The sequence below is a fragment of the Escherichia sp. E4702 genome, from assembly GCF_963883545.1.
Classification (GTDB): Bacteria; Pseudomonadota; Gammaproteobacteria; order Enterobacterales; family Enterobacteriaceae; genus Escherichia.
The window spans coordinates 212,823-224,637 of record NZ_CAWORF010000011.1 but is presented as its reverse complement, the minus strand read 5'-3'; the positions used below and the strand labels follow the sequence as shown (position 1 = coordinate 224,637).

At 45.5% G+C, this 11,815-nt stretch carries 13 protein-coding genes; 8 read left to right on the top strand and 5 right to left on the bottom strand.

The window, feature by feature from the left end:
- Positions 1–53 precede the first annotated feature (53 nt).
- Positions 54–221 (top strand): recombinase family protein, encoded by a 168-nt coding sequence (locus AACU94_RS05480; protein WP_240726439.1) that lies wholly within the window; start codon positions 54–56, stop codon positions 219–221.
- 111 nt (positions 222–332) lie between these two features.
- Here the strand turns inward: AACU94_RS05480 and AACU94_RS05475 are convergent.
- Positions 333–1,444, bottom strand: a protein-coding gene (locus AACU94_RS05475; RefSeq protein WP_135489068.1) for an IS3 family transposase whose coding sequence is annotated in 2 segments (ribosomal slippage) — positions 333–1,183 and positions 1,183–1,444 — 1,113 coding nt in all. Because the reading frame shifts where the segments join, the coding sequence is not laid out codon by codon here.
- Between the two features lie 35 nt (positions 1,445–1,479).
- Here AACU94_RS05475 and AACU94_RS05470 point away from each other — a divergent pair.
- On the top strand, positions 1,480–2,631 hold the full coding sequence (locus AACU94_RS05470; protein ID WP_240726438.1) for a hypothetical protein: 1,152 nt from the start codon (positions 1,480–1,482) through the stop codon (positions 2,629–2,631).
- A gap of 96 nt (positions 2,632–2,727) precedes the next feature.
- On the opposite strand, the gene AACU94_RS05465 is transcribed toward AACU94_RS05470, so the two are convergent.
- The 4 genes from AACU94_RS05465 to AACU94_RS05450 form a co-directional block, all read right to left on the bottom strand.
- Positions 2,728–3,678 (bottom strand): reverse transcriptase family protein, encoded by a 951-nt coding sequence (locus AACU94_RS05465; RefSeq protein ID WP_001461245.1) that lies wholly within the window; start codon positions 3,676–3,678, stop codon positions 2,728–2,730.
- Positions 3,668–3,964 carry a helix-turn-helix transcriptional regulator gene (locus AACU94_RS05460; RefSeq protein ID WP_135489067.1) on the bottom strand — a complete coding sequence of 99 codons (297 nt, stop codon included), beginning with the start codon at positions 3,962–3,964 and terminating at the stop codon, positions 3,668–3,670. The genes AACU94_RS05465 and AACU94_RS05460 overlap by 11 nt, the downstream gene beginning before the upstream one ends.
- Before the next feature lie 37 nt (positions 3,965–4,001).
- Positions 4,002–4,157 (bottom strand): hypothetical protein, encoded by a 156-nt coding sequence (locus AACU94_RS05455; protein ID WP_001461247.1) that lies wholly within the window; start codon positions 4,155–4,157, stop codon positions 4,002–4,004.
- 396 nt (positions 4,158–4,553) lie between these two features.
- Positions 4,554–4,808, bottom strand: coding sequence for a YkgJ family cysteine cluster protein (locus AACU94_RS05450; protein ID WP_135489066.1), 255 nt, complete (start codon positions 4,806–4,808; stop codon positions 4,554–4,556).
- Between the two features lie 154 nt (positions 4,809–4,962).
- Between AACU94_RS05450 and yeiP the strand changes: the two genes are divergently transcribed.
- The 6 genes from yeiP (at position 4,963) to AACU94_RS05420 (ending at position 11,798) form a co-directional block, all read left to right on the top strand.
- Positions 4,963–5,535: an elongation factor P-like protein YeiP gene (gene yeiP, locus AACU94_RS05445; RefSeq protein WP_032256186.1), complete on the top strand. Its 573-nt coding sequence runs from the start codon at positions 4,963–4,965 to the stop codon at positions 5,533–5,535.
- A gap of 221 nt (positions 5,536–5,756) precedes the next feature.
- On the top strand, positions 5,757–7,223 hold the full coding sequence (locus AACU94_RS05440; protein WP_135489065.1) for a mannitol dehydrogenase family protein: 1,467 nt from the start codon (positions 5,757–5,759) through the stop codon (positions 7,221–7,223).
- A 118-nt stretch (positions 7,224–7,341) separates the two neighbouring features.
- Positions 7,342–8,328, top strand: a complete 987-nt coding sequence (gene yeiR / locus AACU94_RS05435) for a zinc-binding GTPase YeiR (RefSeq protein ID WP_130257510.1) — start codon at positions 7,342–7,344, stop codon at positions 8,326–8,328.
- A gap of 38 nt (positions 8,329–8,366) precedes the next feature.
- Positions 8,367–9,071, top strand: coding sequence for a Kdo(2)-lipid A phosphotransferase (gene lpxT, locus AACU94_RS05430; RefSeq protein ID WP_130257509.1), 705 nt, complete (start codon positions 8,367–8,369; stop codon positions 9,069–9,071).
- Positions 9,072–9,492: 421 nt separating this feature from the next.
- Positions 9,493–10,059 (top strand): bifunctional murein DD-endopeptidase/murein LD-carboxypeptidase, encoded by a 567-nt coding sequence (mepS, locus tag AACU94_RS05425; protein WP_000241011.1) that lies wholly within the window; start codon positions 9,493–9,495, stop codon positions 10,057–10,059.
- Between the two features lie 182 nt (positions 10,060–10,241).
- Complete coding sequence (locus AACU94_RS05420; RefSeq protein ID WP_130207104.1) at positions 10,242–11,798, top strand: cyclic di-GMP phosphodiesterase; 1,557 nt, start codon at positions 10,242–10,244, stop codon at positions 11,796–11,798.
- Positions 11,799–11,815 lie beyond the last annotated feature (17 nt).

Sequence of the window (11,815 nt, the reverse complement as noted above, 5' to 3'; positions counted from 1 at the left end):
ATACCATTGATGTTAATATCATTTAAAACATATGCGTTTCTTAAGGTGATCGATTGAAACCAAAATTGTACTCATACGTGCGTTTTTCTTCAGTGAAGCAACGTGACGGTAACTCTCTTGAACGTCAGCAAGATACCGCAGCAAAGATTGCTGAACGCTATGATCTTGAGCTGGATAGTACCGCATACCATGATCTCGGCATGTCTGCCTTCAAAGGTTAAAATGCTTATGAAGGTAAGCTTTCAGAATTCATCTCTCAGATAGGAAAAAAGGTTCCTAAAGGATCATGGTTAGTTGTAGAAAACCTTGACCGCATTGTAAATAGACCCGTTTTAGTTCCATGCATTTTTTGAGAACCCGGCCAAATAATGGTGAAGTCGGTATTCCTCCGGTGTCATATTGTTCAGTGATTCATGCGGGCGTTCACAGTTATATTCTGATAACCATTTCTCCGTAATTTCCCGTACTTCATTCAGCGTTCTGAACAGATAAAAATCGAGTATTTCTGTACGGTATGTCCTGTTAAAACGCTCAATGAAAGCGTTCTGCGTCGGCTTACCCGGCTGGATGAACTCCAGTTTTACTGCGTGTATCTCTGCCCATTCAGCCAGCGCCAGAGAGATAAATTCCGGACCATTATCCATGCGCAGCATGACCGGATAACCGCGGTTTGCCGCGATCCTGTCAAGTACACGGACCACTCGCAGAGCTGGCAGATTCAGATCGATTTCAATCGATAACGCCTCACGATTAAAGTCATCAACGACATTGAACGTGCGAAAACGACGGCCACAGGCCAGCGCATCATGCATAAAATCGACAGACCAGCTCTGGTTCAGCGCTTCTGGCGTAGCCAGTGGTGAGGGATTGCGTACCGGCAGTCGTTGTTTGCCCTTACGGCGAAAATTCAGCTTCAGCAGACAGTAAATACGGTGGAGCCTTTTGTGATTCCACGAGTATCCTTGCCGTCGCAGAATCTGGAAAAGCTTCGGAAATCCGTATCGCGGGTATCGCTCAGCCGCAGCCTGCAGGGCAGCAATAACGGGTTCATCACGCGTGGTATCCGGGCGGTAATGGTAAACCGTTCTGCTCAGGTTCAGACTCCGGCAGGCCTGACGGATACTGAGTCCGAATGTCGTTATCAGATGAGTGACCAGCTCACGCTTAAAGGCTGGTTTTAAAGCTTTTTTTCGATAACGTCTTTCAGCGCCCGGTTCTCCAGACTCAGGTCAGCAAACATCTGTTTGAGACGGCGGTTCTCGTCCTCAAGATCCTTGATTTTTTTAATATCAGAAGCCTCCATGCCGCCGTATCTGGACTTCCAGTTGTAGTAGGTGGCTTCAGAGATACCGGCCTCCCGGCAGACATCTTTAACGGTTCGTCCGGCTTCAACTGACTTAATCACAGCGATGATCTGATGCTCAGTAAAACGGGCTTTACGCATAGCGATCTCCATCGTTGGCAGATTGATTATGCCGGATGATCTCTAAATATGAATGGCACGATTATGCGGGATACTTACAGTCTGATGGTTATATAACAACTGCTATCGGTAAGAGTATTTTCCTAAAAAGTTGCAAGACCGTTGCTAGAAACAGCGGTCTTGTCGATAAAAACGACAAACCTTACAACCCTCCTAGGAATGGGATCCGGTCACAACTTGAAAATGGCGCAAAGTGCAAAGTTGAGTTATGTGTCGCCAATGAAATCGTTGTAGATCAGTTCTCACTCAGACGCTTAGCAGTTGAATTAGGTAGGAAAGGGAATAATGAATCTTTGATAAATCAGATTGAGTACATGATGGCTATAGTACGCTCCAGTAAATCAGGCCGATTACCTATTGCTTACCATCAATCCAAAGGAGGCAGATTTTGTGCTGAAGGCGCATGGAATCTGCAAAATTGTTCCCGAATCATTCGTCAGGCTGCTTTAACTGGGCATTACGATATTGATATTGAAAACTGTCATTATACTCTGCTTGCCCAGATGTGTAAGCGAATAGGAGTTCCTACACCGTATATTGATGAATATGTTCACAGCAAAAAGAAAATACGTCGCACTATTGCTACTTTTTTTAACTGCACTGAAGATATGGCTAAAGAAATCCTCATAGCGTTGATCTACGGCTCTAATCTGACTCCGTGGGGAGCGTTGAAAAAAATTAATGTTAGGATAGACGAACTAGAACTATCCGGAAGCTGGATTGATGGCCTGTCAAAGGAAATAAAGTGCATTCGTGATTCTATCATTTCTGATTACGCATCCAAAACCAAGGGGAATTTTAAGATAAGAAATGATGCTGGAATGGTCATTAAAACGAAGACAGAAGAGATGAAAAACGTCAAAAAAGCCACACTTTTAGCTCATATTCTTCACGGTGCAGAATCATGGATTCTTCAAAACATGATTCGATATTTAGGGGATAATATTGTTTTACTTCAACATGATGGTGTGACATGCTTTAAACCCGTAGATACAGAAGCACTCACCGATTACATCGAACAGAAGACAAAATACAGTGTGAGATTTGATGTTGAAGAACTAGCAGTTGATTTCACTGATATTCAGGATACATCATGTATTGACTTAGACTATGATAACATCTTTGAGATGTACTCTAAAGCCAGTTAATTATCGCATATTGAGATAAAGGGGCTGACATAGCCCCCTCAAGGATATCACTTTAGCCAGTCGACGCAATGCCCTGCATTCATACTGAACAGCTATTCAAAATGCAGTATTACTCTTTATTGTTCTGACTTTTTCTTTATATCGCTGTTCTATAACGCCCATGGAATAAAGTCTTCCGACAAGTTTACTTGTTATATTAGCATTAATTGCATATGGTTCATCTTTGATAATCCGCCATTGTTCCAGTTCTCTTGAGAGCAGCAGATGTTGTTCATTCCTAATTTTCAGGACATTGGAGTGCACAATAACTCCTGTCACCAATTTAGGAAGCTTTGCCCCATAAAGTTTAGTTTTTGTTGGATGAACCTGATGACCATGTTTAGCAACAATTTTTCTCATACAGGACATAAATAGTCGATTAACTTTCTCACCTGAAAAAGTAATATCATCAACATAGACTGTCATAGTCACATTTAATGACAGGCTTAAATTTTCTAGCTCTGTAAACATTCTAATGTTGGACCAAAATGCCAACGGCATACTAATCCTACTACCTGTAGGTATATGCCCATGGCAAGTGCAAATATGCGATAGAATATCAGCTATATCAGATGAAGTTTTCATCACTGAATAAAAGAAAGAAAAAACCATATTCCTTGTTGTCGATGGGAAAAATGATTTAATATCTGTCGTAAGCAAATTTAACTCATTTATATGCGCACTAGCATTACTAATATTGGAACATGTTTTTTTTCCAGAATGCAGATACAACGGAGTCTGAATGCGGCATATAAGACTAGCGATCCTCGTGTGCACCACATCCAGTTTGTGAACTGGCTTTTGTATTTTTCGCACTTTTCCTTTTTTTGATAATTGCTCAAATACAGAATAGTTTTCATCATCGCTTGTTAACGTGCGGAAATCACAAAGGTTTATATTTAAAAGTTGTGCCAGTCTTTTTTTGTTTTTCAGTTTATATAGCGGGGAATCAATTAAATTGTATGATTTATCTCGCGTTGAGATTTTAAGTTTGGGTTTAGATTTCATTTTTTTTAGCAATCCATTCGACTACATTTAAAATTTTACCCGCACAATTCAGTCTAAACCGCTCTGAAAATTTATTACTTTTATACAGAGACTCGGAGAAAAAAAGTAATGATTTAACTGGGATGTCAAAATATTCTGAGTACTTATTGAGCACATCTAACGAAGGAGCTACGGAACCATTTTCCAATAGTATGATAGTTTCTTTTGGAAGAGAGATCGCCTGAGAAAGTTCCAAAACAGTTTGCTGATGGTATTGTCTTATCAATTTCAAGGCTTTATTTAACATACTTATACCTAATTGTTTTGAAACTAGGGAGGACACATTACTCGTCTCCCCCTTCAAAATAGTTAATCACTGTACATATGATGTTAGCTACGCGAATTGCGAGTTTCACACCTTTCCATCCAGTAACCAACCACTTCTTCAAGGTTGATTTGCTCTGTGCCTGCTGTTCTTTAGTTAAGCTGTCTTTTTTCATGTCGACTTTTTCCTTATGTCCGATGGCGCGTGAACTTTTTGTTCACTGAAACACCAAAGGCTCGCCCTCATAAGGATGAGATTGAACAGCACTAGCTCCCCGCTCCACGAACCCTCTGTCGCCCAGAGGGTTCGAATACCCATCATGCTATGCTGCCAGTACTGCCCGGAGGCGTCAGGAGCCATGCGTGGGGGTAAATAGGTAGAAAGCGGTTAAGCTTTCCGCGAGTTTTACAACTCAGTTGATGACGATTTATCTCAAGTCTTAACTAATGCGTTCATGCTACAGCATTTATCTGAAAATGTTTAAAAAATTTATATAGCATTTATCATGTTGACATTGAGATTCTTATAACAAAAAGGACTATATTTCATTGCATTACCCTATAACTGGCGCTTAAGGTGCAGTCATAGCCTCAAGCTGAATCAGAAAAGTCAGCGCTGCATCACGGTCTTCTCCGCACATTTCCTTAGACGGTTGCAAACTTCCGCAAACTTCTGGCCTCAACTCAGATCCAAAAATCATACAAAGATTTTCATTCGATAGCTGGACACACCTAGTATTGGCGAGCTTGCCATCTGGCATACCGGGAATAGGACTGGAGATTGAGGGGGCGGTGCAACACGCCCCGCAACCCGGACGGCATTCCATACGTTGTTCTCTTAAGGTTAACCACCGGATTGAGGAGCGCGCACATTACCACCTTTTTGACACCAGCAAAAGTGCGAATACCACTTGCCTGAAAGGCCCGTCGCGAGTAGTTTGTCGCGATATTTTTGACATTTTCGACAACAGGAATTTTTCGATGCCAAGAGCGAACGAAATTAAAAAAGGTATGATACTGAATTACAACGGCAAACTGCTGCTGGTTAAGGACATTGATATTCAGTCGCCTACCGCCCGCGGTGCCGCTACGCTGTACAAAATGCGTTTTTCAGACGTCCGTACCGGACTGAAAGTGGAAGAACGCTTTAAAGGCGATGATATCGTTGATACCGTGACGCTGACCCGCCGCTACGTTGACTTCTCCTACGTCGATGGCAACGAATATGTCTTTATGGATAAAGAAGACTATACCCCGTATACCTTCACCAAAGATCAGATTGAAGAAGAACTGCTGTTTATGCCGGAAGGCGGCATGCCAGACATGCAGGTTCTGACCTGGGACGGTCAACTGCTGGCGCTTGAACTGCCGCAGACCGTTGATCTGGAAATCGTTGAAACCGCTCCTGGCATCAAAGGCGCTTCTGCCAGTGCCCGTAACAAACCGGCGACCTTGAGCACCGGCCTGGTGATTCAGGTACCAGAATACTTAAGCCCGGGCGAAAAAATTCGTATCCATATCGAAGAACGCCGTTATATGGGGCGTGCTGACTAACTTCAGCCACATTCAGAAAAGGGACAGCTCAGGCTGTCCCTTTTTAATTTATTATACCAATCCTTCATTTTGCGCCTCCTGAACACCTTTCGCCTGCAATATTCACTTGTAAATTGATCGTCCTCACACTTCATCGCATTAACAATCCAGACCAATTTCAATTGCTGTCATATAACTTTACACTAGCGTTGTTAATCAATCGTTACTAAGACGTGACTTCTATGAACACAATTGCCTCCACTACGTTCCCGCCTCACATTCACACTCCACGTTACGATCGCCAGCAATTGAAATCCCGTATCGTTCATTTTGGCTTTGGAGCCTTTCACCGCGCACATCAGGCGTTACTGACCGACCGTGTGCTGAATGCCCAGAGCAGCGATTGGGGGATCTGTGAAATCAGTTTGTTCAGCGGCGATCGGCTAATGAGCCAACTTCGCGAACAGGATCATTTATATACCGTGTTGGAGAAAGGCGCAGACGGCAATCAGGCGATTATTGTCGGGGCCGTTCATGAATGCCTGAATGCAAAACTGGATTCCTTAGCGGCGATTATTGAGAAGTTTTGCGAACCGCAGGTGGCAATTGTGTCCCTGACCATTACCGAAAAAGGTTATTGTATCGACCCGGCCACCGGTGCGCTTGATACCAATAATTCGCGGATTATTCATGACTTACAAAGCCCGGAAGAACCTCACTCCGCGCCAGGCATTCTTGTCGAAGCGCTGAAACGCCGTCGTGAACGTGGCCTTGCGCCGTTTACCGTACTTTCCTGCGATAATATTCCCGACAATGGTCATGTGGTGAAAAATGCGGTGCTGGGGATGGCTGAAAAACGCTCTCCAGAACTTGCCGAGTGGATAAAAGAACACGTCAGCTTTCCGGGAACCATGGTCGACCGCATTGTCCCGGCAGCAACGGAAGAATCACTGGCAGAAATTAGCCAATATCTGGGCGTGAATGATCCCTGTGCAATTAGCTGCGAGCCGTTTATCCAGTGGGTGGTGGAAGATAACTTCGTCGCAGGGCGCCCAGCCTGGGAAATCGCAGGTGTACAAATGGTGGATGATGTCCTGCCGTGGGAAGAGATGAAACTGCGCATGCTTAATGGCAGCCACTCTTTTCTCGCTTATCTGGGCTACCTGGCTGGATTCGCCCATATTAGTGATTGCATGCAGGACCGCGCATTTCGCCATGCCGCCAGAACATTAATGTTGGATGAGCAAGCGCCAACGCTACGGATTAAAGATGTCGATTTAACATACTATGCGGATACGTTAATTGAACGTTTTGCCAATCCGGCGCTGAAACATAAGACCTGGCAAATCGCGATGGATGGCAGTCAAAAATTACCGCAACGCATGTTGGCAGGAATTCGCATTCATCTGGCTCACGAAACAAACTGGCCGTTACTGGCATTAGGCGTCGCAGGTTGGATGCGCTATGTGAGCGGCGTAGATGATGCCGGAAAAGCTATCGATGTCCGCGATCCGCTTTACGATAAAATTCACAACCTCGTTGCGGGCAGTAGCAGTGAACAACGCGTCACCGCCCTGCTTTCTTTGCGTGAAGTATTCGGTGATGACCTACCAGATAACCCGCATTTTGTGCAGGCCATCGAACAAGCCTGGCAACAAATCGCGCAGTTCGGCACGCATCAGGCGCTATTAAACACCCTCAAAATTTAACGATTTCTGCGGTTAAAGCGGATGGAGCATCGCTTCGTCCGCCCTCTCTCTTCTCTTTTCCGCCTTTTTTAGCCAGGATTAACGCACAGTTAACTCATCTGATTATTGCGGAGCCGTTGTGACCAGGACCAACCTCATCACCGGTTTTCTCGGCAGCGGGAAAACAACCTCTATTCTTCATCTGCTAGCCCACAAAGATCCCAACGAAAAATGGGCGGTTCTGGTTAATGAATTTGGGGAAGTTGGAATTGATGGAGCTTTGCTCGCCGATAGCGGCGCATTGCTGAAAGAGATCCCCGGCGGCTGCATGTGCTGCGTTAATGGTTTACCCATGCAGGTAGGGTTGAATACCTTACTGCGCCAGGGAAAACCAGACCGCTTGCTGATAGAGCCGACCGGACTGGGTCATCCGAAACAGATCCTCGATCTGTTAACCGCGCCGGTCTATGAACCGTGGATCGATCTGCGCGCCACGTTGTGCATTCTCGATCCGCGCCTGCTGCTGGACGAAAAAAGCGTCGGTAATGAAAACTTCCGTGATCAACTGGCTGCCGCAGACATCATTGTCGCCAATAAATCCGACCGTGCTACGCCAGAAAGCGAGCAAGCGTTACAACGCTGGTGGCAACAAAACGGTGGCGAACGGCAATTAATTCACAGCGATCATGGGCAAATTGAAGGTCATCTTCTGGATTTACCTCGTCGAAATTTAACTGAGTTGCCCGCCAGCGCTGCCCATTCGCATCAACATAACGAGAAAAAAGGATTAGCGGCATTAAGCCTGCCAGAGCATCAACGCTGGCGTCGCAGTCTGAATAGCGGACAAGGACACCAGGCCTGCGGTTGGATATTCGACGCTGATACCGTGTTCGACACCATTGGCATTCTGGAATGGGCGCGACTTGCACCGGTCGGACGCGTAAAAGGCGTGATGCGGATACCAGAAGGTCTTGTGCGCATCAACCGTCAGGGCGATGACCTGCACATTGAAACGCAAAACGTTGCACCACCAGATAGCCGCATTGAGCTGATTTCCAGCAACGAAACTGACTGGAACGCCTTACAGAGCGCGCTGTTGAAGCTTCGTTTAGCGACCAACGCGTAAGGTTGCCTGCGTTTTTCAGTAAGATAATTAGAGAAAATATGATCAAAAATTTGCCGCAAATAGTGCTGTTAAATATTGTCGGCCTCGCGCTGTTTCTTTCCTGGTACATTCCCGCCAATCACGGATTCTGGTTGCCGATTGACGCGGATATTTTTTATTTTTTTAATCAGAAACTGGTCGAAAGCAAGACTTTTTTATGGCTGGTTGCGTTGACTAATAATCGCGCCTTCGACGGTTGTTCACTGCTGGCGATGGGAATACTGATGCTGAGTTTCTGGCTGAAAGAAAACGCACCCGGCAGACGGCGTATTGTGATTATTGGTCTGGTCATGCTGTTAACCGCAGTGGTATTAAACCAGTTGGGCCAGGCATTTATTCCGGTAAAACGGGCCAGTCCGACATTGACCTTTACAGATATTAACCGCGTCAGCGAACTGCTATCTGTTCCAACGAAAGATGCCTCACGAGATAGTTTTCCCGGCGATCATGGCATGATGCTGCTTATTTTTTCCGCTTTTATGTGGCGATATTTCGGAAAAGTCGCAGGAGTAATCGCCCTTATTATATTTGTGGTTTTTGCATTTCCCAGAGTGATGATTGGCGCACATTGGTTTACCGATATCATTGTCGGTTCCATGACGGTGATATTGATTGGGTTGCCCTGGTGGCTAATGACACCTTTAAGTGATCAATTAATCGCCTTTTTTGACAAATCACTGCCTGGAAAAAATAAACATTCATAAAACAAATAACTCACAGTAATTAACATCATCAGGTTTATTTTCATAGTAGGGATAATCCTGATGATGTGCGACTTTGCTCTCGTTCATTAAGTGAAATGATCATTCTCTAAGCAAATGAATGGATTGCGCATCTTTTAGACAACAGTGCTTTAATTGACCAATCCCGTTTATTAACTTTCTGTATCACTTTTTCTTATAAAAAATCATGTAAAACCGCTCGCCAAGACCGCGTCAATCGGGTAATCTCGAACACGTTTTGCCTCGGCGGTAGATTATCCTCACAGCATATAATTTTGTGCGTTAGTCCACAGATTTGGCCTTAAGGAATTGTTTCAACGTGCCCAGGTAATTAGTCTCGTGTCGCTTGGCATTTTTTTATAACGATATTTGTCGTTAAGGACTTCAAGGGAAAACAAACAACATGGTCAAATCTCAACCGATTTTGAGATATATCTTGCGCGGGATTCCCGCGATTGCAGTAGCGGTTCTGCTTTCTGCATGTAGTGCAAATAACACCGCAAAGAATATGCATCCTGAGACACGTGCAGTGGGTAGTGAAACATCATCACTGCAAGCTTCTCAGGATGAATTTGAAAATCTGGTTCGTAATGTCGACGTAAAATCGCGAATTATGGATCAGTATGCTGACTGGAAAGGCGTACGTTATCGTCTGGGTGGCAGCACTAAAAAAGGTATCGATTGTTCTGGTTTCGTACAGCGTACATTCCGTGAACAATTTGGCTTAGAACTTCCTCGTTCAACTTATGAACAGCAGGAAATGGGCAAGTCAGTTTCCCGCAGTAATTTGCGTACAGGTGACTTAGTTCTGTTCCGTGCCGGTTCAACTGGACGCCATGTCGGTATTTATATCGGCAACAATCAGTTCGTTCATGCTTCCACCAGCAGTGGTGTTATTATTTCCAGCATGAATGAGCCGTACTGGAAAAAGCGTTACAACGAAGCACGTCGGGTTCTTAGCCGCAGCTAATAAACCGTTTGGATGCAATCCCTTGGCTATCCTGACGAGTTAACTGAAGGCACTGCTTAAGCAGTGCTTTTTTGTTTTCATTCATCATAGAAAATGATGTTTCCGTGCCTTGAACCAGGCTATAGTCCCGTCATTCTCTTCCACTTCAGCGTTGTCGTAATCTCGGGAATATTAACGGAACCATGTTCATACGCGCTCCCTCTTCCGGACGTAAGATCCTGCTTACCTGCATTATTGCGGGCGTGATGATTGCAATACTGGTCAGCTGTCTTCAGTTTTTGGTTGCCTGGCATAAACACGAAGTCAAATACGACACACTGATTACCGACGTACAAAAGTATCTCGATACCTACTTCGCCGACCTGAAATTAACCACTGACCGCCTACAGCCGCTCACCTTAGATACCTGTCAGCAGGCTAACCCTGAACTAACTGCCCGCGCGGCGTTTAGCATGAATGTTCGCACATTTGTGCTGGTGAAGGATAAAAAGAGCTTTTGTTCATCAGCGACGGGGGAAATGGATATACCGCTCAATGAGTTGATCCCGGCGCTCGATATTAACAAAGACGTCGATATGGCGATGTTGCCAGGCACGCCAATGGTGCCCAACAAACCTGCTATCGTCATCTGGTATCGCAACCCTTTATTGAAAAATAGCGGCGTTTTTGCAGCATTAAACCTGCACCTGACGCCATATCTTCTCTATAGCTCTCGTCAGCAAGATTTCGACGGAATCGCACTCATTATTGGCGATACCGTGCTTTCGACATTTTCGTCGCATTTGATGAACGTCCGTGAGTTATCCGGCAAACCAGTACGCGAAACCAAAATAACAGGCATTCCGCTGACTGTGCGTCTTTATGCTGATGACTGGACATGGAACGATGTGTGGTATGCGTTTTTACTGGGCGGTATGAGTGGAACTGTCGTTGGCCTGCTCTGCTATTACCTGATGAGTGTGCGTATGCGCCCTGGCAGAGAAATTATGGCTGCCATCAAACGTGAGCAATTTTACCTGGTGTATCAGCCGGTGGTTGATACACCAACGCTGCGGGTCACGGGCCTGGAAGTGCTGCTACGCTGGCGTCACCCTGTTGCAGGTGAAATCCCGCCGGATGCCTTCATTCAATATGCCGAATCGCAAAAGATGATCGTGCCGCTAACCCAGCATCTGTTTGAGCTTATAGCCCGTGATGCGGCTGAATTACAAAACGTACTGCCGGTGGGCATAAAGTTTGGCATTAATATCGCACCGGAACATCTGCACAGCGAGAGCTTTAAAGCGGATATACATCGGCTGCTCGCCTCCCTACCCGCGCACCATTTCCAGATTGTACTGGAGATAACCGAACGCGATATGCTGAAAGAGCATGAGGCCACAAAACTGTTCGCCTGGCTGCACTCTGTCGGCGTGGAAATTGCTATTGATGACTTCGGCACCGGACACAGCGCGCTTATCTATCTGGAACGCTTCACGCTCGAGTATCTGAAAATTGACCGTGGATTTATCAATGCTATAGGTACGGAAACGGTCACATCTCCGGTGCTTGACGCGGTGCTCACGCTGGCGAAACGTCTCAATATGCTGACGGTTGCTGAAGGTGTCGAAACACCGGAACAGGCGCGCTGGCTACGTGAGCGCGGTGTTAATTTCCTGCAAGGCTATTGGATTAGCCGCCCCTTACCGATAGATGATTTTGTCCGCTGGCTGGAGAAACCGCATACGCCGCAGTGGTAAGGTGTGCTTGTGTCCCT

What these genes read in the sequence shown, in the direction of transcription:
- AACU94_RS05470 (WP_240726438.1), top strand. Translation starts at nt 1,480, where the DNA reads ATGATCTCTAAATATGAATGGCACGATTATGCGGGATACTTACAGTCT.
- AACU94_RS05420 (WP_130207104.1), top strand. Translation starts at nt 10,242, where the DNA reads ATGTTCATACGCGCTCCCTCTTCCGGACGTAAGATCCTGCTTACCTGC.
- AACU94_RS05460 (WP_135489067.1), bottom strand. Translation starts at nt 3,964, where the DNA reads ATGTTAAATAAAGCCTTGAAATTGATAAGACAATACCATCAGCAAACT.
- AACU94_RS05465 (WP_001461245.1), bottom strand. Translation starts at nt 3,678, where the DNA reads ATGAAATCTAAACCCAAACTTAAAATCTCAACGCGAGATAAATCATAC.
- yeiP (WP_032256186.1), top strand. Translation starts at nt 4,963, where the DNA reads ATGCCAAGAGCGAACGAAATTAAAAAAGGTATGATACTGAATTACAAC.
- AACU94_RS05440 (WP_135489065.1), top strand. Translation starts at nt 5,757, where the DNA reads ATGAACACAATTGCCTCCACTACGTTCCCGCCTCACATTCACACTCCA.
- mepS (WP_000241011.1), top strand. Translation starts at nt 9,493, where the DNA reads ATGGTCAAATCTCAACCGATTTTGAGATATATCTTGCGCGGGATTCCC.
- lpxT (WP_130257509.1), top strand. Translation starts at nt 8,367, where the DNA reads ATGATCAAAAATTTGCCGCAAATAGTGCTGTTAAATATTGTCGGCCTC.
- AACU94_RS05450 (WP_135489066.1), bottom strand. Translation starts at nt 4,808, where the DNA reads ATGGAATGCCGTCCGGGTTGCGGGGCGTGTTGCACCGCCCCCTCAATC.
- AACU94_RS05455 (WP_001461247.1), bottom strand. Translation starts at nt 4,157, where the DNA reads ATGAAAAAAGACAGCTTAACTAAAGAACAGCAGGCACAGAGCAAATCA.